This window comes from Methylobacterium hispanicum (genome assembly GCF_022179285.1).
Classification (GTDB): Bacteria; Pseudomonadota; Alphaproteobacteria; order Rhizobiales; family Beijerinckiaceae; genus Methylobacterium; species Methylobacterium hispanicum.
In genome coordinates, this window is record NZ_BPQO01000008.1 from 206,535 (window position 1) to 223,715 (window position 17,181).

The 17,181-nt window shown below is 72.4% G+C and carries 19 protein-coding genes; 10 read left to right on the top strand and 9 right to left on the bottom strand.

Annotated elements, in window-relative coordinates; translation table 11 throughout:
• Positions 1 to 41 precede the first annotated feature (41 nt).
• Together phaR and MFF56_RS12015 are read left to right on the top strand one after the other, a co-directional pair.
• Positions 42 to 665, top strand: a complete 624-nt coding sequence (phaR, locus tag MFF56_RS12010) for a polyhydroxyalkanoate synthesis repressor PhaR (RefSeq protein WP_066922347.1) — start codon at positions 42 to 44, stop codon at positions 663 to 665.
• Between the two features lie 352 nt (positions 666 to 1,017).
• On the top strand, positions 1,018 to 1,308 hold the full coding sequence (locus MFF56_RS12015; RefSeq protein WP_238230052.1) for a hypothetical protein: 291 nt from the start codon (positions 1,018 to 1,020) through the stop codon (positions 1,306 to 1,308).
• 62 nt (positions 1,309 to 1,370) lie between these two features.
• Here MFF56_RS12015 and rpmF read toward each other — a convergent pair whose 3' ends face one another.
• Complete coding sequence (rpmF, locus tag MFF56_RS12020; protein ID WP_003601373.1) at positions 1,371 to 1,559, bottom strand: 50S ribosomal protein L32; 189 nt, start codon at positions 1,557 to 1,559, stop codon at positions 1,371 to 1,373.
• Positions 1,560 to 1,833: 274 nt separating this feature from the next.
• Here rpmF and MFF56_RS12025 point away from each other — a divergent pair, with 274 nt between their 5' ends.
• Positions 1,834 to 2,226 (top strand): ComEA family DNA-binding protein, encoded by a 393-nt coding sequence (locus tag MFF56_RS12025; protein ID WP_066923492.1) that lies wholly within the window; start codon positions 1,834 to 1,836, stop codon positions 2,224 to 2,226.
• A gap of 18 nt (positions 2,227 to 2,244) precedes the next feature.
• On the opposite strand, the gene MFF56_RS12030 is transcribed toward MFF56_RS12025, so the two are convergent.
• Complete coding sequence (locus tag MFF56_RS12030) at positions 2,245 to 3,021, bottom strand: TerC family protein (RefSeq protein ID WP_066923495.1); 777 nt, start codon at positions 3,019 to 3,021, stop codon at positions 2,245 to 2,247.
• A 67-nt stretch (positions 3,022 to 3,088) separates the two neighbouring features.
• On the bottom strand, positions 3,089 to 4,054 hold the full coding sequence (locus MFF56_RS12035; protein WP_082772836.1) for a lipid kinase: 966 nt from the start codon (positions 4,052 to 4,054) through the stop codon (positions 3,089 to 3,091).
• 361 nt (positions 4,055 to 4,415) lie between these two features.
• On the opposite strand from MFF56_RS12035, the gene MFF56_RS12040 reads away from it, so the two are divergent.
• The 4 genes from MFF56_RS12040 (at position 4,416) to MFF56_RS12055 (ending at position 8,062) form a co-directional block, all read left to right on the top strand.
• Positions 4,416 to 5,240 carry a hypothetical protein gene (locus MFF56_RS12040; RefSeq protein WP_238230053.1) on the top strand — a complete coding sequence of 275 codons (825 nt, stop codon included), beginning with the start codon at positions 4,416 to 4,418 and terminating at the stop codon, positions 5,238 to 5,240.
• A 120-nt stretch (positions 5,241 to 5,360) separates the two neighbouring features.
• Positions 5,361 to 6,551 carry a nuclease gene (locus MFF56_RS12045; RefSeq protein ID WP_238230054.1) on the top strand — a complete coding sequence of 397 codons (1,191 nt, stop codon included), beginning with the start codon at positions 5,361 to 5,363 and terminating at the stop codon, positions 6,549 to 6,551.
• Positions 6,552 to 6,644: 93 nt separating this feature from the next.
• Positions 6,645 to 7,622, top strand: coding sequence for an SPFH domain-containing protein (locus MFF56_RS12050; RefSeq protein ID WP_238230055.1), 978 nt, complete (start codon positions 6,645 to 6,647; stop codon positions 7,620 to 7,622).
• A 2-nt stretch (positions 7,623 to 7,624) separates the two neighbouring features.
• Positions 7,625 to 8,062 (top strand): NfeD family protein, encoded by a 438-nt coding sequence (locus tag MFF56_RS12055; protein ID WP_373324053.1) that lies wholly within the window; start codon positions 7,625 to 7,627, stop codon positions 8,060 to 8,062.
• 86 nt (positions 8,063 to 8,148) lie between these two features.
• On the opposite strand, the gene MFF56_RS12060 is transcribed toward MFF56_RS12055, so the two are convergent.
• Both MFF56_RS12060 and dnaK read right to left on the bottom strand, forming a co-directional pair.
• Positions 8,149 to 8,439 carry a hypothetical protein gene (locus MFF56_RS12060; protein ID WP_066924276.1) on the bottom strand — a complete coding sequence of 97 codons (291 nt, stop codon included), beginning with the start codon at positions 8,437 to 8,439 and terminating at the stop codon, positions 8,149 to 8,151.
• Positions 8,440 to 8,790: 351 nt separating this feature from the next.
• Positions 8,791 to 10,710 (bottom strand): molecular chaperone DnaK, encoded by a 1,920-nt coding sequence (dnaK, locus tag MFF56_RS12065; RefSeq protein WP_066924278.1) that lies wholly within the window; start codon positions 10,708 to 10,710, stop codon positions 8,791 to 8,793.
• Positions 10,711 to 11,147: 437 nt separating this feature from the next.
• On the opposite strand from dnaK, the gene MFF56_RS12070 reads away from it, so the two are divergent.
• The gene (locus MFF56_RS12070; protein WP_066924280.1) at positions 11,148 to 12,152 is read left to right on the top strand and encodes a hypothetical protein; all 1,005 of its coding nucleotides are present in this window, start codon (positions 11,148 to 11,150) and stop codon (positions 12,150 to 12,152) included.
• Positions 12,153 to 12,257: 105 nt separating this feature from the next.
• Here the strand turns inward: MFF56_RS12070 and MFF56_RS12075 are convergent, their stop codons facing one another.
• Genes MFF56_RS12075 through MFF56_RS12085 form a run of 3 tightly spaced genes read right to left on the bottom strand, consistent with a single transcriptional unit; the run spans position 12,258 to position 14,665 of the window.
• Positions 12,258 to 12,968 carry a phosphatase PAP2 family protein gene (locus MFF56_RS12075; RefSeq protein ID WP_066926927.1) on the bottom strand — a complete coding sequence of 237 codons (711 nt, stop codon included), beginning with the start codon at positions 12,966 to 12,968 and terminating at the stop codon, positions 12,258 to 12,260.
• 44 nt (positions 12,969 to 13,012) lie between these two features.
• Positions 13,013 to 13,528 (bottom strand): 2'-5' RNA ligase family protein, encoded by a 516-nt coding sequence (locus MFF56_RS12080; protein ID WP_066926918.1) that lies wholly within the window; start codon positions 13,526 to 13,528, stop codon positions 13,013 to 13,015.
• A gap of 27 nt (positions 13,529 to 13,555) precedes the next feature.
• Complete coding sequence (locus MFF56_RS12085) at positions 13,556 to 14,665, bottom strand: SPL family radical SAM protein (RefSeq protein ID WP_066926920.1); 1,110 nt, start codon at positions 14,663 to 14,665, stop codon at positions 13,556 to 13,558.
• Positions 14,666 to 14,739: 74 nt separating this feature from the next.
• Here MFF56_RS12085 and MFF56_RS12090 point away from each other — a divergent pair, with 74 nt between their 5' ends.
• A complete protein-coding gene (locus tag MFF56_RS12090; RefSeq protein ID WP_066926922.1) occupies positions 14,740 to 15,675 on the top strand; it encodes an alginate O-acetyltransferase AlgX-related protein in 936 nt (311 codons plus the stop codon).
• A 3-nt stretch (positions 15,676 to 15,678) separates the two neighbouring features.
• Here the strand turns inward: MFF56_RS12090 and MFF56_RS12095 are convergent, their stop codons facing one another.
• Complete coding sequence (locus MFF56_RS12095) at positions 15,679 to 15,903, bottom strand: hypothetical protein (protein WP_066926923.1); 225 nt, start codon at positions 15,901 to 15,903, stop codon at positions 15,679 to 15,681.
• Between the two features lie 190 nt (positions 15,904 to 16,093).
• Between MFF56_RS12095 and MFF56_RS12100 the strand changes: the two genes are divergently transcribed.
• Complete coding sequence (locus MFF56_RS12100; RefSeq protein WP_066926925.1) at positions 16,094 to 17,071, top strand: glutathione S-transferase family protein; 978 nt, start codon at positions 16,094 to 16,096, stop codon at positions 17,069 to 17,071.
• Positions 17,072 to 17,181 lie beyond the last annotated feature (110 nt).

Here is a 17,181-nt window from a genome sequence, read left to right on the forward strand (position 1 = left end):
TGAAGCCGGCCGCACCGTCATGTTCGGGAGAGGCCGCAGAGATGGCGGACAGCGTCAAGGTCCATCAGACCGTCATCAAGAAGTACGCGAACAGGCGCCTTTATCACACCGGCACCTCGACCTACGTCACGCTCGAAGATCTCGCGACCATGGTGCAGAACGGCGAGGACTTCGTCGTCTACGACGCGCGCACCAGCGAGGACATCACGCGCTCGGTTCTGACGCAGATCATCTTCGAGCAGGAGAATAAGGCCGGGGCCGACAACCTGCTGCCGGTGGCCTTCCTGCGACAGCTGATCCGCTTCTACGGCGACAGCATGCGCACGATGGTACCGAGCTTCCTCGAGTTCTCGATGGCGAATTTCGCCCGCGACCAGGAAGGCCTGCGCGAGAAGTTCGGCACGGGCGGCTTCGGGACCGGCTTCGGCCCGGCCGCCTTCCAGAACGCGCTGGAGCAGCAGGTGCGCACCAACATGTCGTTCTTCGGGGACGCCATGAAGATGTTCACGGGCCTCAGCGCGGGCGCGACGCCGGGGGCTGCGCCGCCGGCCCCGCCGAAGCCCGCCAACCCTCCCGCGGCGGCGACGAGCAGCGGCGAGCTGGACGAGCTGAAGCGCCAGATGCTCGCGATGCAGGAGCGGCTCGAGGCGCTCGCGAAGAAGTAGGGAGGCGGGTGGCAGGCCAGCGCCCGCTGGATGAGGCTCCTCCCTCTCCACGCGTACGGGGAGGGGCCCGCGGCCACTCTGTCGTGTCTGTGGGTGGTGCGGGCGAAGCCGCAGCGGCGGTGAGGGGGGCGACTCCGGACGAGCCTCTTCCGTCAAGGCCCCCTTGTCCGGCTGCCGCCTCGCTCCGGCGACGACAAGGTCGCCGAAGCCCTCTCCCGCACGGCGGGGAAAGGGGATCCGCCGGATCCGCCTGCATCCTGCCTGGGCGCGGCCCACGCAAAGGTTGACGAAACCTTAACGCTGGCTCAACGCTTGCACCTGTCGTGGCATGGTCGCGGAGGGTTGCGAGGCGATGTCCCGGATCGAACCAAGCCGGCGTCCCGGAACGGTACGACCCACCGGCGCGGAGCGGCGTGCCCCGGTCGAGACGGCGCGCGCGGTCGTTCCCGTGCCGGACGGCTCGTCCGCGGGACAGAACGGTTCAGGCTCTTGGGATCCGAGAAGCCCGGGCAGCGCGCGGCCGCAGGTCGGCTTCGTGGCGCAGCTCCTGGCGGGCGCGGACCCGACCTTGCTGCCGTCGCGGATGGAGCGGGCCCGGCGGGCCGCCTCGCTCTACGCGGAGGCGGCGCGGCGGGTCGCCTGATCCCCGTCGGGGATGCCCCCCGCGGGGGCCGCGATCCCGGCCGCGCCGGACGTCTTCCGGGCTCAGGCCTCGGCCGACTTGACCTTCAGGACCTGACGGCCGCGGTACATGCCGGTCTTCAGGTCGATGTGGTGCGGACGGCGCAGCTCGCCCGAATCCTTGTCCTCGACGTAGGTCGGCGCCTTGAGGGCGTCCGCCGAGCGGCGCATGCCGCGGCGGGAGGGGGAGGTCTTTCGCTTCGGAACGGCCATGGGATCAATCCTTCGATCTGGCGGATGACGGCAAAGCGGCGCGCGGGCGGCTCCTCGGAGCGAGGAGCGCCTCGTGCACCGCCGGACACGGAGATTCGAGGGCGCGCTTATAGCGTCGGCCGACGTCCCTGACTAGAGGCCGCCCGCCTGCCCTGCCTTGCGGCCCGCACTTAACGCAGAACGCGCCCGGCGTTAAGCGGCAGTTCAAGCGGCAGACCCCACGTTCGTGGGGCCGGCCTCGTCCAAGGGGCCGGGACTGATCCGGAGAACCGCCATGGTCTCGTCCACCCGCCCCATCCTGCGCACCCTCGCCCTGCTGACCGCGCTGGCCGCCGCGCCGGCCCTCGCGCAGGCGCCGGCCCCCTCCGCGCCGAGCCCCGCCGCGCCGACGAAGCCCGCGCCCGCGGCGCCCGCCACGCCGGCCGCGCCGAAGGCCCCGAGCGCGCCCGTCGCCGGGTCGCCCAACGCCGCCAAGACGGCGCTGATCGACCTCAACAGCGCCAGCGCCGCCGAACTCGACGCCCTGCCCGGCATCGGCAGCGCGCGCTCGGCCGCGATCATCAAGGGCCGCCCCTACCGCGGCAAGGACGAGCTCGTCTCGAAGAAGATCCTGTCCGAGAGCGTCTACGAGGGGATCAAGGACAAGGTCATCGCCAAGCAGAAATAGGCCGGAGACGGCCGCGCCTCAGGCGCGGCCCGCCTTCCTCTGGACCGTGTCGATCCGGGGGGACGGGGCCTCGCCCCGGCCCGCTTTGGCCCGCTTGCGCCGCCGGGCCAGCATGTTCAGGCCCTCCACACCCGCCGAGAAGGCCATCGCGGTGTAGATGTAGCCCTTCTGCACGTGCGCCCCGAAGCCCTCCGCGATCAGCACCATGCCGATCATGATGAGGAAGCCCAGCGCCAGCATCACCACCGTCGGGTTGGCGGCGATGAAGCGCGAGAGCGGGTCGGCGGCGAGCAGCATCACCGTCACGGCGACGATCACCGCGATCATCATCACGGGCACGTGCTCGGTCATGCCGACCGCCGTGATGATCGAATCGATCGAGAAGACGAGGTCGAGCAGGAGGATCTGGCCGATCGCCGCCGAGAAGCCGAGGGCCGCGCCCGGGCCCTTCTCGTCGGCGTGCGGATCCACGCTCTCGTGAATCTCCTTCGTGGCCTTCCAGAGCAGGAACAGGCCGCCCGCGATCAGGATCAGGTCGCGCCAGGAGAAGGCCTTGCCGAAGATCTCGAAGATCGGCTCGGTCAGCTGCACGATGAAGGCGACGGTGCCGAGCAGCCCCAGCCGCAGCACGAGGGCGAGGCCGATGCCGATGCGCCGCGCCCGCTGCTGATGCTCGGGCGGCAGCTTGTTGGTGATGATCGAGATGAAGATCAGGTTGTCGATGCCGAGCACCACCTCCATCACGACGAGGGTGGCGAGCGCGGCCCAGACGGCCGGGTCGGCGGCGAGCTGCATCAGGTTGTCGAGCACGGGTGGCGTCTCCGCGGCGTCCGGTCAGAGGGCGGGGATCAGGGCGCGAGCGTCAGAGGGGGAGAAGGCCGTCGCGGGGGCCGGGGCGCGCGTCCGGGCCGGGCGCGAAGATGCGGATGACCTTCGGCACCACCTTGAAATGGGCCGGCGTGTAGGTCGTCAGCTCGCCGTCGGTGTTCACCGGCCGCCGCTTGCGGGTGGTGATGCGGATCTCCGTGGTCTTGAAGGCGCGCACGTCCCGCGCCCGCCCCTGCGTGCCGCGGCGCAAGGCCGGCAGCAGCGCGAGGAGGCGCCACCAGTGGGCGACCTCCAGGCTGTAGAAGTCGAGCTTGCCGTCGTCGACCGCCGCGCCCTCCTCCACGGTCATGCCGCCGCCGTAGTGGCGCCCGTTGCCGACCGAGGCCTGGATGGTGGTGACGCGCTCGGTCTGCCCGTCATGCTCGATCGTCACCGTGAAGGGCCGCACCCGACGCAGCACCCGCACGGCCGCGACCGCGTAGCCGAGCACGCCCCAGGTCTTCTTCGATTCCGCGGTCAGCTCGCCCGCGAGCTCCGCCGAGAATCCGATGCTCGCGACGTTGAAGTAGTAGTGCCCGTTGACCCAGCCGAGGTCGGCCGGCCGTGCCTCGGCCGTCGTGATGAGGCGGGCGGCGGCCACCGGGTCGAGGGGGATCCCCAGCGAGCGGGCGAGATCGTTGGCGGTGCCGAGCGGCAGGATGCCGAGCGGCAGCCCGGTCTCGACCAGCGCCTCGGCCGCCGCGTTCATGGTGCCGTCGCCGCCGCCCAGGATGACGCGATCGACCGAGCCGGCATGGGCGGTGATCAGCGCCTTGCAGTCGCCGGGCGGCGGCTCGACCGGCTCGATCCCGCCCGCACGCAGGACGGCGCGGATCTCGTCCAGATCGACGCCGCCGTTGCGGGCCTTCGCGTTGCAGATCAGGAGGGCGCGGCGGGGCTGCCCGGGGGCTCGGCCCTGCGTGGCGCCGGCCTGCGGAGCTTGGGTCTGCGTAAGGGTCAAGGGGCGGGCACTCCGGTGCGTTCGCGCCGCGTCAGCGCAAAGGCAGGAAGCGGTCCGACATCACGGCCGACGCCTCGGCCGCCAGAGGAGCCCGGACCCGGGTTGAGCGGAGACTTGGGTGTGCGGCGCCCGATCTCAACCCCGGTCCGGGGCCGGACTGTGGATTTCCGTGGGTGCGGGGATGACGGGCCGGTCTTTCGGCCGGTGTGTCCGCGCGGCCCGGAGGGGACTGGTAAGAGGCTCGGCGTGAGATGTCGCCGGGGCCGTCGCGGACGACGGGGCGGAACTACCCGCCCACCCCGTCGCGTTTCACGCTGTGCCGCCCCGGCACGTCCCCGCTCGGCCGCGCCCTGGTGAGATCATGCGTCCTGCCTCTTCCCTCGCCACCCTGAGCCTCGCCCTCGCGGCCGGGGTGCTCGTCGTCGGCGGCGCGCGTGCGCAGTCCGGCTGGGTCGATCCGCCAGCCCGCCCGGCCGCGCCGTCTAGGCCCGCCGAGAGTCGGCCGGAGCCGGCCGCGCCCGCGGCCGCCCCCTCCGCCGTGCCGCAGGCGCGGGCCGTTCCGGCGGAGACGGAGACCGGGCCGGCGCGGGAACGGAGCGCCGCGCGGACCACACGGGGCGGGCGGCACGCCGAGCGTCCGGAGCGGCCCGAGCGCCGTCTGGAGCGCCACCGCCGCCAGCGCCGGCTCGCCGACACGCCGCCCGTCCAGGCCGCGCCCGTCCCGCCCGCCGCCGCGCGGGTCGAGCCGCGCCTCGGCGATTGGGCGGGCGCCGCGCAGGGCCTCGCGGCGGATTATTTCGACGCGGTCTCGGCGCCCGGCCCGGCGATCGTGGCGAGCGCCCCGCGCTTCTACGGGGATCAGGTGCGCTTCCACGGCCGCACCGTGAGCCTGCGTGCCGTGATGGCGGAGAAGCGGGACTTCGCCCGGCGCTGGCCGGAGCGGCGCTACGAGCCGCGCGGCATGCGCACCTTCTGCAACGGGGCGCTGGCGACCTGCGTGGTGCGGGCCGAGGTCGCCTTCCGGGCGGCGAGCCCGAGCCGCGGCGCCGTCTCGGAGGGAATCGCCGAGGTGGTGCTGGAGGTGAGCCTCGCGGGGCCGCGTCCGGTGATCGTCTCCGAGACGAGCCGGGTCCTGCACCGCGGCTCGGCGAGCGCCGGGACGGCCGGCGCCGGCCGGAGCGCCTGACGCGCGCCGGTCCCGGATCGGACGTCCGCATCATTTTTTCGCCGGACCCGCGGGACACTCCGCTCAAGGATGCTTAGATCGGACCCCATGGCGGTTTCAGGCGCGACAGCGGCGGAGAAAGTGGAGGGCACGGAGGCGCAGCGTCCCGTGCTCGACGGCGCGGAGCGGGCCGGGCTGCAGACGCAGATCCGTGCGGAGATCGAGCGCCGCCGCCCCCGCCCCGTGGCGCTGCGCACGCTCGAACTCCTGGCCGCCGCCGCGGTCGAGCCGGCGGAGGGACAGCCCGGCTACCGGGTGATCGACCGGCACGGCCTGCCGCGCACGCGCGCGGCGACCGCCGAGGGCGCCGAGGGCGCAACCGCGCCGCCGATGACGCTCGCCGACCTCATCGACGAGATCGCCGAGCGTCATCCGGCCCTGTTCCTGCCGCCGGAGGCCGCCCCCGCCCCGGCGGAGCCCGCGCCCGAATCCGGCCTCGGGGCCAACGCCGCCGAGATGCGGGCCGCGACCGCGCGCTTCGTCGAGACCCAGTCCGAGCGGGCCCGCGCGCTCGCCGAGCGCTCCTCGGAGCAGGGCCGCGCGCTCGCCCAGTCCGCGGCCGCGGCCTTCGCCGACCTGCGGGCGCGCCTCGACAGGAGCCGCGGCGCGGAGCCTGCCGATCCCGGGGCCGCGGGCGCCGTCGCGGAGGCGCCCGCACGGCACGAAGGGGCGCAGGATCGCCTCCGGCGGTTCCGCGCCGGCCTGCAGGACTGGCGCGACGGGGGCCTCGGCGGGTCCGGGTCCCGCGGACGGCTCGCGGGCGCCGCCGCCGCGACCCTCGCGCTGGTCGTCGGGGCGGGGCTCGTCCTCTCCTATCGCGGGGCGGGCGAGGACACGTCCGCGCCCGCCCCGCAGGCCGCCTCGCCAGCCCAACCGCAGACGCAGGCCGCCGCGCCCGCCGAGGCGCCGCCCGCCGAGACGGAATCCGCGCCCGAGGAGGCGCCGCGCCCGGCCCCCAACGCGGTGACCGGCCAGGCCCAGGTCATCGACACCGCGACCTTGCGCCTCAACGGCAAGCTCGTGCGGCTGTTCGGCGTGGAGTGGGTGCGCGGCGGGCAGGCCGACGAACTCACCCGCTACATCAACAACCGCCCGGTGACCTGCCAGCCGGTGCCGGGCAGCGAGAACCAGCTCTGCCAGATCGAGGGCCGCGACCTCTCGGAGGTGGTGCTGTTCAACGGCGGCGGCCGCGCCTCGCCGGAGGCCACGCCCGAACTCGTCGCCGCCGAGGACCACGCCCGCAGCGAGCGGCTCGGCGTCTGGAAGCGCTGACGGGCCGGCGGTTCCCGCGCGGGCCCGGTCCGGACACCTTGCGCCGGCCGCGCCGCTCCGCCTCAATGCGGGCCGGACGGGCAGGGGGCGGGCATGGATCTCTCGGTGGGCTTGAGCGTGTTCGCCGTCGTCGTGGCGGTGCTCGTCGTGATGACGCTGGCGGCCGGGATCAACATCGTGCCACAGGGCCACGTCTACACGGTCGAGCGGTTCGGCCGCTACGCGCGCAACCTCGAGGCCGGCCTGGGGCTGATCACCCCCTTCGTCGAGCGGATCGGCCGGCGGGTGAACATCATGGAGCAGGTGATCGAGGTTCCGAGCCAGGAGGCCTTCACCCGCGACAATGCCGGCGTCACCATCGACGCGGTGGTGTTCTACCAAGTGCTCGACGCTGCGCGCGCCTCCTACGAGGTCGCCAGCCTCGACACCGCCATGCTGACGCTGACGATGACGAACATCCGCACCGTCGTCGGCTCGATGGACCTCGACCAGCTGCTCTCCCACCGCGACGAGATCAACGAGCGCCTGTTGCGGGTGATGGACGCCGCCGCCGCGCCCTGGGGCGTGAAGATGACCCGCATCGAGATCAAGGACATCGTGCCGCCCGCCGATCTCGCGGGCGCCATGGCCCGCCAGATGAAGGCCGAGCGCGAGAAGCGCGCCTCCGTGCTGGAGGCGGAGGGGCAGCGGCAGGCCGAGATCCTGCGGGCGGAGGGGCGCAAGCAGTCGGCGATCCTCGAGGCCGAAGGCCGGCGCGAGGCCGCCTTCCGCGACGCGGAGGCGCGCGAGCGCTCGGCGGAGGCCGAGGCGCGGGCGACCGCCATGGTCAGCGAGGCGATCGCGAAGGGCGACCTCGCGGCGGCGAACTTCCTGGTGGCCGAGAAGTACGTGGACGCGGTGCGCGCGCTCGCCACGGCGCCGAACCAGCGTGTCGTGGTGGTGCCGATCGAGGCCGCCGCGCTCGCCGGCACGCTCGGGGGCATCGCCGAGATCAGCCGCAGCGTGTTCGGCGAGGCGGGGGCCGCCCGGCGCGCGGGCGCGCCGCCGGATGCCGGGACGCCGAGGCGCTGAGCGTGCCGGCCGACCTCGCCGCAGCGCTCGGGCCCGTCTGGCTCTGGATCGTCGCCGGCCTCGTGCTGGCGGCGGCCGAGCTGGTGCTGCCCGGCATGTTCCTGATCTGGCTCGGCCTCGCCGCCGTGCTGACCGGGCTCGCCGAGGCCGCGGTCCCGCTGCCCTGGCAGGTGCAGGTCCTCGTCTGGGCCCTGCTCTCGATCCTCTGTGCCGGCCTCGCGACGCGGCTCGATCGCCGCCGTCCGGCGAGCGTGCTCAACCGGGCGGATCGCGGGCTCGTCGGCCGCGAGGGCGTGCTGGCGGAGGCGATCGTCGGCGGCGCGGGCGCCGCGCGCTTCGACGACACCTACTGGCGCGTCACCGGGCCGGACCTCCCGGCCGGGGCCCGCATCCGGGTGACGGGGATGGCCGGCACGGTGCTGACGGTGATCGCGGCCTGAACGCCGGTCGCCGGAAGCGGCGGCCGGGCAGCCAGAAGGGCCGGGATCGGGACCCCGGCCCTCCTGAAGTCCGCGCTCGGCAGACCTTACTGGCGCGCGCCCTGGTTGGCGCCCTGGTTGCCCATGCCGACGCCGGTGTTGCTGCTCTTGCCCGTTCCGCCGCCCATGTTGCCCATGCCGCCCTCGCGGCCAGTCGTGCCGGTCGAGCTCGGCATCGTGTTCGGGTCCATCCGGGTCATCGAGCGGTCCATGCCCTGGCCGCCGCGCATGGCCGGGTCGCTCGCGCCGGCCGCGCCCGGCTGCGTGCCCTGCGCGAATGCGGCGCCCGAGAGCCCGATGACCAGCGAGGCGGCGGCGGCGATCGTCTTGATCTGCATGGCGTGTCTTCCTCCGTTCGGTATCGTGTGGGGCGTCAACGCCTCAGCTCCACGGCCGTTCAGAGAAAATCCGTCCGCTGGCGCAGGGCTCGCACGACTTCCGGATGGGTCGGCTCGGGTATCGCAGCTCCCCGCTGTCTCAGCGCGCTTTACGATGTTCGCACATCTCGGGCAGCCGCTTCCGCGTCTTCCCCTCCCCCGCAAAGGGGGGAGGGAGAGCGCGTGAGCCGCCGGATGTGTGAGATGACATGGGCGGGAGAACGCGCCGACACAGGAGCGATCATCCGATCGGACATGAAAAAAGGGGCCGGATCACTCCGGCCCCCTCTCTTGGACTTCGAAGGAAGCCGATCAGGCCCGCTTCTTCTGGTCCTTCTCGTCGACCTCCTGGAAGTCGGCGTCGATGACGTCGTCCTTCTTGGCCTCGCCCTCGGCACCCGCCGCGGCGGCGTCCGGGCCGGCCGCCTGGCTCGCCGCGTACATCGCCTCGCCGAGCTTCATCGAGGCCTGCATCAGGTCCGTGGTGCGGGCCTTGATGGTCTCGACGTCGTCGCCCTCCAGCGCGGTCTTGAGCGCCGTGCTGGCGGTCTCGATGCCGTCGCGGTCGGATTGCGGGACCTTGTCGCCGTACTCCTTCACCGACTTCTCGGTGGCATGGATCAGGCTCTCGCCCTGGTTCTTCACCTCGACCAGCTCGCGGCGGCGCTTGTCGGCCTCGGCGTTGGCCTCGGCGTCCTTCACCATCCGGTCGATGTCGGCGTCGGAGAGACCGCCGGATGCCTGGATGCGGATCTGGTGCTCCTTGTTCGTCGCCTTGTCCTTGGCCGTGACGTTCACGATGCCGTTGGCGTCGATGTCGAAGGTCACCTCGATCTGCGGCATGCCGCGGGGCGCCGGCGGGATGCCGACGAGGTCGAACTGGCCGAGCAGCTTGTTGTCGGCCGCCATCTCGCGCTCACCCTGGAAGACCCGGATGGTGACCGCGTTCTGGTTGTCCTCGGCCGTCGAGAAGACCTGGGACTTCTTGGTCGGAATCGTGGTGTTGCGGTCGATGAGCCGGGTGAACACGCCGCCCAGCGTCTCGATGCCGAGCGAGAGCGGGGTCACGTCGAGGAGCAGCACGTCCTTCACGTCGCCCTGGAGCACGCCGGCCTGGACCGCCGCGCCGATGGCCACGACCTCGTCCGGGTTGACGCCCTTGTGGGGCTCCTTGCCGAAGAAGGACTTCACCACCTCCTGGATCTTCGGCATGCGGATCATACCGCCGACGAGCACGACCTCGTCGATCTCGGAGGCCGAGACGCCCGCGTCCTTCAGCGCCTTGCGGCAGGGCTCGATCGTGCGCTGCACGAGGTCGTCGACGAGCGACTCGAACTTGGCGCGGCTGAGCTTCAGCGCGAGATGCTTCGGGCCGGTCGCGTCCGCCGTGATGTAGGGCAGGTTGATCTCGGTCTGCGTCGCCGAGGACAGCTCGATCTTCGCCTTCTCGGCGGCCTCCTTGAGGCGCTGGAGCGCGAGCTTGTCCTTCGTCAGGTCGATGCCCTGCTCGCGCTTGAACTCGGCGGTCAGGTACTCGACCACGCGGTTGTCGAAATCCTCGCCGCCCAGGAACGTGTCGCCGTTGGTGGACTTCACCTCGAACACGCCGTCGCCGATCTCAAGGATCGAGACGTCGAAGGTGCCGCCGCCGAGGTCGTAGACCGCGATCGTGCCGGACTTCTTCTTGTCGAGGCCGTAGGCGAGCGCGGCGGCCGTCGGCTCGTTGATGATGCGCAGCACCTCGAGGCCCGCGATCTTGCCGGCATCCTTGGTGGCCTGGCGCTGGGCGTCGTTGAAGTAGGCCGGGACCGTGATGACGGCCTGGGTGACCGGCTGGCCGAGATGCGACTCGGCGGTCTCCTTCATCTTCTGAAGGGTGAAGGCCGAGATCTGGGAGGGCGAGTACTTCTTGCCGTCGGCCTCGACCCAGGCGTCGCCGTTGTCGCCCTTGACGATCTTGTAGGGCACGAGGCCCTTGTCCTTCTGCGTCATCGGATCGTCGTAGGTACGGCCGATCAGACGCTTGATGGCGAAGAAGGTGCGTTCCGGGTTGGTGACGGCCTGCCGCTTGGCGGGCTGGCCGACGAGGCGCTCCCCGTCGTCCGTGAAGGCGACGATGGACGGGGTGGTGCGGGCGCCTTCCGCGTTCTCGATGACCTTGGGCTGCGTGCCTTCCATGACGGCCACACAGGAATTGGTGGTGCCCAAGTCGATGCCGATGACTTTACCCATGGTGGGATCCCTCTGTTGGTTCGAATTCAAGCAGACCGCCGAGCCCCGAAGCAGCTCGGCCCATGGCGGTGCGACGTAAAGTGATGTGCGTACGGGAGGGGGGGCGGATCAAGGGCCGGAGCCGGCGAAAAACCCGCGCCTAATCCCGTGTCGCAGCGGATATAAGAAGGGCTCCCGGGGGCCGCAAGGCAAAGCCGCACCCGGCGTGCGATTCGGGCAACGCCCGCGCCAGGGCCTTGGCGACCTTGAGGAATCGGCGCTGCGGGCGTGTCGCGGACGTGCCCGTGCGCCCGGATTTTGTTGCTCCGCTGCCACGCCCGCGCCATCGATGGCGTGTTAGCGTCGCCCGGCGGCCGCGCGACGGCGCCCGCTCCCCGGCGGGGAGGCGGGCACCGGGCGCGGCGCACGCCGTGCCCGTTCCTGCTTCGAAGGACTCGATGCGTCCGACCCGCAGCCTCCTGATCCCGCTCCTCGGCGCCGCGCTCGGCGCCGCGACGGCGCTGCCCCCGGCGGCGCAGGCCCAGAACTTCTTCGAGGAGCTGTTCGGGATCGGCCGCGCCGCGAGACCTCCGGTGCCGCCCCGCGGCGTGCCGGGTGGCGCCCCGCCCCCGTCCGCGCCGATGCCGGGCGACCCGCTGCCGGCCGATCCGGGCGCTCCCGCCGCCGAGGCGCCGCGCCCGGCCGCGCCGCCGAAGCCCGTGGTGCTGAAGGTGCCCGGCGAGGACGCGATCCTCGGGCAGGAGCTGCAGCTCAACGGCCTCGCCGGCAAGCTGAAGCTGGAGCGCGCCGGCACGGCGACGACCGCCCGCATCACGCTGCCCGGCACCAAGATCTCCCAGCCGACGGAATCCTGCACGGTGCCTCTGGCCGACGGCAACCCCGTCGCGCTCACCGCGGAGGGGCGCCCCGAGGGCGTGCCCCGCTTCGAGGCGGCCGCCGCCGAGTGCCCGCTACGCTTCGACGTGACGGAGGGCGGTCTCCTCGTCACGCCGCTCGGGCCCACCCCGGTCTGCACCTTCTCCACTTCCGACTGCACCACAACGCCGCGGGGGCTCTGGGGCCCGGCGGCCGCCGGGCTGATCCCGCGCTCGGCGGAGTTCGACACCGCCCGCGGCGTCGCCGACAAGGCGGTGCGCGACAACTACAAACTGATGACCCAGCGGGCGCGGCGCGAGGACGTGCGCCCGATCGTGACCGAGCAGGCGGCCTTCTCCTCCGACCGGGAGCAGCTCTGCCGCACCTACGCTCGCGAGGGCGCGCACGGCTTCTGCCACCTGCGCTTCACCGAGAACCGGGCGCTGGCGCTGGCGACGCGCCTCGGCGTGAACACCGCGGCCGCCCAGCCCGCCGCCGCGGCGACGCCGCGCCCGCGCCGGAAGCCCGCCGTCGAGGGCATGAACCCGGACGCCGCGCCGGGCGCCGGGATCCCGGTGGCGGAATAGGGGCTGTGGGACACGCCTCCCTCCCCGAAGAGAGGGCGGGAGGACGCGCGGGGTGGAATGTCTACAGGCAGGGGAAGGCGGTCCGCCCAGGTCGTCGGATCCCGCTCAGGCCGGGGGTGGCGGGTCCGGGGCCTCGACCTCGCCGCGGCGCTGGAGCTGCAGGGCGACGAACCAGCACAGCGCCGCCCAGGCGGCGCCGACGCACCAGCCGGCCAGCACGTCGCTCGGCCAGTGCACGCCGAGATAGATCCGGCTGATGCCCACCAGCACCGTCATCGTCACGCCGAGCAGAAGCACCAGCGCCTTCACCCCCCGGTGCCGGTCGATGCGCGCGAGCAGCGTCGCCAGCGTCAGGTAGGCGATCGCCGACATCATGGCGTGGCCGGAGGGGAAGCTCGCGGTGAAGACCTCCATGCCGTGTGGCACGAGGTCGGGCCGCGGCCGGTGGTAGAACAGCTTCAGGATCGTCGAGACGACCACGCCGCCGCCGACCGCACCGACCACGAAGGCGCCGATCCGGAGCTTGCCCGAGAGCGCGAGGTAGGCCGCCACCGCGCCCGTGAGGAACACGATGGTGAAGACGCTGCCGAGCCCGGTGATGTCGCGCATCGTCTCCTCGAGCCAGCGCGGCCCGATCGGGTCGGAGAGGTCGGCGGGGTTGCGCAGGGACAGCAGGATCTTGCGGTCGAGCGCCTCGGTCGAGCCCTCGCCGACCTCCTGGGCCAGCGCGAAGAAGCCGTAGCCGAGCGTGCTCACGGTGAGGAGCGCCACAAGGGGCCCGATCTCGTTCAGGCGTAAGGACAGCCAGACGCTCATGGCGCGCCCGGCCAGCGGGTTGCCGCGGATGCGCTCGTAGGCCCTCACGCGTTCTCTCCGAAAGTCATGGTGGAGACCTCCTCCCAGGGGCCGCCGAGATAGCGCCAGAGCACGATGCCGGGCGCGGTGAACCGGAAGGGCGCGAAGCCCTGCTGCAGGTCGGCGTGCAGCGCGCGGGCGACCTTCGGATCGACCTTGTTCTGCACCGTGACGTGCGGGCGCCAGCCCTGGGCGTCCTGCGGCGTGAGATGGCCCGCGAAGGCTTGGGCGAGGCGCGCCCGAAAGGCCGTGAGCGCCTCCGATTCCAGCACGTAGGCGACGCCGCGCCCGGTGAAGCGCAGGCCCGTCACCGCGACCTCGGGCGGCGGCACGGTGCGGGCCAGGCTCGCCACCGTCTCGATCACCGCCCGCTCCCGCTCGCCCGGCAGGTGGTGGAACAGGGTGGCGTGGGCGGGAATGAAGTTGATCGCCTCGGGGAAATGGCGCCGCCGCAACCCGTCGAACCGCGCGAAGGTCGGCTCGTCGAAGGCGAGGGTGAGGATGAGGGGCGCGTCGGACATCGGATCCCGAGATGGCGCGGAGGCCGCTCAGGTCCAGTAGAGCACGCGGGCCGTCGGTAGCTCGCGGGCGAGCGCGGCGTGCAGGCCGGCCCGCATCTCGGCCATCAGGTCCTTCGGCAGCACGTACTTCACCGAGCCGAACTTGGTGAATTTCCGGGTGCGCTTGGCCTCGTCGAGCGGCAGGTCGGAGCCCGGGTACCAGCTCTGCAAGACCTCCTTCGAGCCCGGCGTGAACCGATGGGTGATCAGCTCCGCGGTGAGATCGAGGTCGGGCACGCCGGCGAGCGCGTCGGCCGCGTCCCGGATCAGATCCGCATAGGCCGCCTGCCAGTCCGGGATCGGCAGGATCGGCGCGATCGTGAGCCCGACCGGGTAGCCGGCGAGCGCGACCGAGCGCATCGCCCGGAGCCGCGCGTCGAGGGAGGCGGTGCCGCCCTCGTAGCGGGCGGCACCGCGCGCGTTGACCGAGAAGCGGATGCGGGTGCGCCGTCCGTGGGGGAGATCGAGCAGCGGCTCGACCGCCGCGAACTTGGTGGTGAAGCGCAGCTGTACGGGGGCGTTCCAGGCGCCGAAATGCCGGATCGCCGCCGAGAGCGAGCCGGTCAGGTGCTCGATGCCGAGCGGGTCGGTGTAGCAGGAGGCCTCGAAGGTGGTGCCCTCGTGGACCCGCGCGTCCGAGGCCGAGGTGACGGCCCCGCGCCCGGCGTACCCGTCGAGGTTTTCCAGGATCCTGTCGAGGTTGGCGTAGGCCCGCGTCACCGGCGGGCCGGAGAGCGAGCCGGCGAGGTAGCAGTACTGGCAATGGGCCGGGCAGCCCTCGGCGAGGTCGAAGCGCCAGTCGGCCGAGGGCGGGATCGGCTGCAGCCTCAGCTTCGTCGGCGGCGCGACGACGAGGGCGAGGGTCGCCTTGGCCTCGGCGTAGGCCCGGCGCGGATCGGTGTGGCGCAGGCCGTTGAGCCGGTTGGCGGCCAGCCGCTCGACCGGAAGCCCCAGCGCCTCCGCGCGGGCCAGCATGGCGCGGCCGTGGGCGTGCTCCAGGGCGGCGGGCGTCACCAGGACGCGCCGCGGGCGCCAGAGCCGGTCCGGCCGGTCGGCGCGCGCTGTCCGGGACGGTGGTTCGGCGAGGGCGGGTTCCATCCCCGGCGCAACGCCGCACCGTACGGCCAGGCTCCGGCCTATCGCCGGGGACACCCCGCGGCTAAAGCACCCGCATGTTGAGAAAGCGCTGGGACACGGTGCACGAGGGGCACGACGGCTGGCTGTTCCTGACCGGGGGCAGCAACCGGGTGATGGACCGCTACGCCCGGGGCCCGCGCCACTGGTGGCACCTGCGCGCCTGGGCGCGGCTGATGGAGGCCCGCGCCGCCCGCGCCGCCCGGCTCGGCATCCGCTGCCTGCACGTGATCGTGCCGGAGAAGCTCTCGGTCTACGAGAACCTGACCGATGGCCTGCCCTACGACCCGGCCCGGGCCTCGACGCGCCGGCTCGCGCGACGCCTTGCCGGCAAACCGTACTATCTCGACCTGCTCGCCCCCTTGCGTGCCGCCCGCGACGGGCCGGTGCCGCTCTACCAGCGCACCGACACCCACTGGACGGTGGAAGGCTGCCTGCTGGCCTACCGGGAGATCATGCGGGCGCTGGCCGCCGTGCCGCCGGCCGACATCGCCGAGCGGCCGGACTTCGCCCACGAGACCGTGCTCGACCTCGGCGAGAAGGTGCCGCACCGGCCGACCGAGCGCCTGCGGCGCCCACGCATCCTGCGCGACGCCGTGCGGGTCGAGACCGGGCCCCTGCTCGCGGCCTACGAGGCGGAGGGCCGCGCCCAGGACCTCCACGTCGGCGCCCATGTGGTCTACCGGAACGCACAGGCCCCGGACCCGCGCCGCCTCGTCCTGTTCGGCGATTCCTGCGCGCATTTCTCGCCGATCCTGCTGACCGGCTACCTCGCGGAGAGCTTCGCCGAGGTGCACTTCGTCTGGTCGGCGGCGCTCGACTGGGGCTACATCGCGCGGGTCAGACCGGACATCCTGCTGTTCGAGCTGGCCGAGCGCTTCCTCGCCCGCCTGCCGGCCGACGATTTCGACGTGGCCGCCGGCTGTCGGCAGGGCAGGACGGCGCCCTGGCCGGACGGCGCGCAGCCGCGTTGAGGATCAGTTGAGGAACTGCATCGCCTCGCCGCTCTCAAGCGCCGCGGTCTGAGCCCGCAGGACCGATTCCGGCATGCCGGCCAGAGCCAGCAGACAGGTGACGAGGACCAGGAGGCAGGCAAGCGCCCCCGTCACGACGTCGGCGTGGCGGCGCAGGGTGTGGATCAACAGGCAACCGAGGGTGAACAGCGAGGCTTCGGCAACCGGCAGGGTAAGGACGAACGACATCGAGCGCTCCGCGCAGCACGTGCGGCGTATGGTGCGACGCACAAAAGAGTGCGCTGCACAAAGCAGAAAGTGGGCCTGCCGTCCGCGTTTTCAGGCCCCGTCCGGGCTTTTCGGACCCTGGTATGCGCCCATCTCATGCCAAGCGCTCGAGGCGCAGGCGGTGCGCCCGGCTGGGCGTGGGGAGGCGGCGATGGGTTTGCTGGTCGACGGCGTCTGGCAGGACCAGTGGTACGACACGAAGTCCAGCGGCGGACGCTTCGAGCGCAAGGCCTCGGCCTACCGCAACTGGGTCACCGCCGACGGCGCGCCGGGGCCGTCCGGCGAGGGCGGCTTCCCGGGCGAGGCCGGGCGCTACCACCTCTACGTCTCGCTCTCATGTCCGTGGGCGCACCGCACGCTGATCGTGCGCGCCCTCAAAGGGCTCGAAGAGGCGATCTCGGTCTCGGTGGTCGATCCGCACATGGGCGCGGAGGGCTGGGTCTTCGGCAACACCCCCGGCGCGACGCCGGACGCACTCCACGGCGCGCAACGCCTCTACGAGGTCTACCTGAAGGCCGACCCGCACTACACGGGCCGGGTCACCGTGCCGGTGCTCTGGGACAAGCGGCGCGGCACGATCGTCTCGAACGAGTCGGCCGAGATCATCCGCATGCTCAACGACGCCTTCGGCGCGGGCGGGCCCGATCTCTGCCCGGCCGACCTGCGGGACGCGATCGACGCGATCAACGCCCGCGTCTACGAGCGGGTGAACAACGGCGTCTACCGGGCGGGCTTCGCCACCACCGAGGAGGCCTACGCGGAGGCCTACGAGGCCCTGTTCGCGGAACTCGACGCGCTGGAAGAGCGCCTCGACCGGAGCCGCTTCCTCTGCGGCGACCGGCTCACCGAGGCCGACATCCGCCTGTTCACCACGCTGGTGCGCTTCGACGCGGTCTATGTCGGGCACTTCAAGTGCAACCGGCAGCGCATCGCCGACTACCCGAACCTGTCGAACTACCTGCGCGACCTCTACGCCCTGCCGGGCGTCGCCGCGACGGTGAACCTCGACCACATCAAGCAGCACTATTACTGGAGCCACACCACCCTCAACCCGACCCGCATCGTGCCGCTCGGGCCGCGGCTCGACTTCACGGCGCCGAACGACCGGGCCCTGCGCTTCGGGACCTGAGAGCCTGTTTGAGGACGAAACCTCAGGCTGGATTGTTGAGGGCGTTGGCGGCCATGAGGCAGGCGACGCAGGCAAGACGGCCGGTCGCGACATCAAGGCGGCCGGCGCGC

Excerpts from the sequence above, each read along its gene's own strand:
- rpmF (WP_003601373.1), bottom strand. The coding sequence starts at position 1,559 with ATGGCCGTTCCGAAGCGAAAGACCTCCCCCTCCCGCCGCGGCATGCGC.
- MFF56_RS12090 (WP_066926922.1), top strand. The coding sequence starts at position 14,740 with ATGTTGAGAAAGCGCTGGGACACGGTGCACGAGGGGCACGACGGCTGG.
- dnaK (WP_066924278.1), bottom strand. The coding sequence starts at position 10,710 with ATGGGTAAAGTCATCGGCATCGACTTGGGCACCACCAATTCCTGTGTG.
- MFF56_RS12070 (WP_066924280.1), top strand. The coding sequence starts at position 11,148 with ATGCGTCCGACCCGCAGCCTCCTGATCCCGCTCCTCGGCGCCGCGCTC.
- MFF56_RS12095 (WP_066926923.1), bottom strand. The coding sequence starts at position 15,903 with ATGTCGTTCGTCCTTACCCTGCCGGTTGCCGAAGCCTCGCTGTTCACC.
- MFF56_RS12085 (WP_066926920.1), bottom strand. The coding sequence starts at position 14,665 with ATGGAACCCGCCCTCGCCGAACCACCGTCCCGGACAGCGCGCGCCGAC.
- MFF56_RS12080 (WP_066926918.1), bottom strand. The coding sequence starts at position 13,528 with ATGTCCGACGCGCCCCTCATCCTCACCCTCGCCTTCGACGAGCCGACC.
- MFF56_RS12050 (WP_238230055.1), top strand. The coding sequence starts at position 6,645 with ATGGATCTCTCGGTGGGCTTGAGCGTGTTCGCCGTCGTCGTGGCGGTG.
- MFF56_RS12060 (WP_066924276.1), bottom strand. The coding sequence starts at position 8,439 with ATGCAGATCAAGACGATCGCCGCCGCCGCCTCGCTGGTCATCGGGCTC.
- MFF56_RS12030 (WP_066923495.1), bottom strand. The coding sequence starts at position 3,021 with ATGCAGCTCGCCGCCGACCCGGCCGTCTGGGCCGCGCTCGCCACCCTC.
- phaR (WP_066922347.1), top strand. The coding sequence starts at position 42 with ATGGCGGACAGCGTCAAGGTCCATCAGACCGTCATCAAGAAGTACGCG.
- MFF56_RS12075 (WP_066926927.1), bottom strand. The coding sequence starts at position 12,968 with ATGAGCGTCTGGCTGTCCTTACGCCTGAACGAGATCGGGCCCCTTGTG.
- MFF56_RS12025 (WP_066923492.1), top strand. The coding sequence starts at position 1,834 with ATGGTCTCGTCCACCCGCCCCATCCTGCGCACCCTCGCCCTGCTGACC.
- MFF56_RS12015 (WP_238230052.1), top strand. The coding sequence starts at position 1,018 with ATGTCCCGGATCGAACCAAGCCGGCGTCCCGGAACGGTACGACCCACC.
- MFF56_RS12040 (WP_238230053.1), top strand. The coding sequence starts at position 4,416 with ATGCGTCCTGCCTCTTCCCTCGCCACCCTGAGCCTCGCCCTCGCGGCC.
- MFF56_RS12100 (WP_066926925.1), top strand. The coding sequence starts at position 16,094 with ATGGGTTTGCTGGTCGACGGCGTCTGGCAGGACCAGTGGTACGACACG.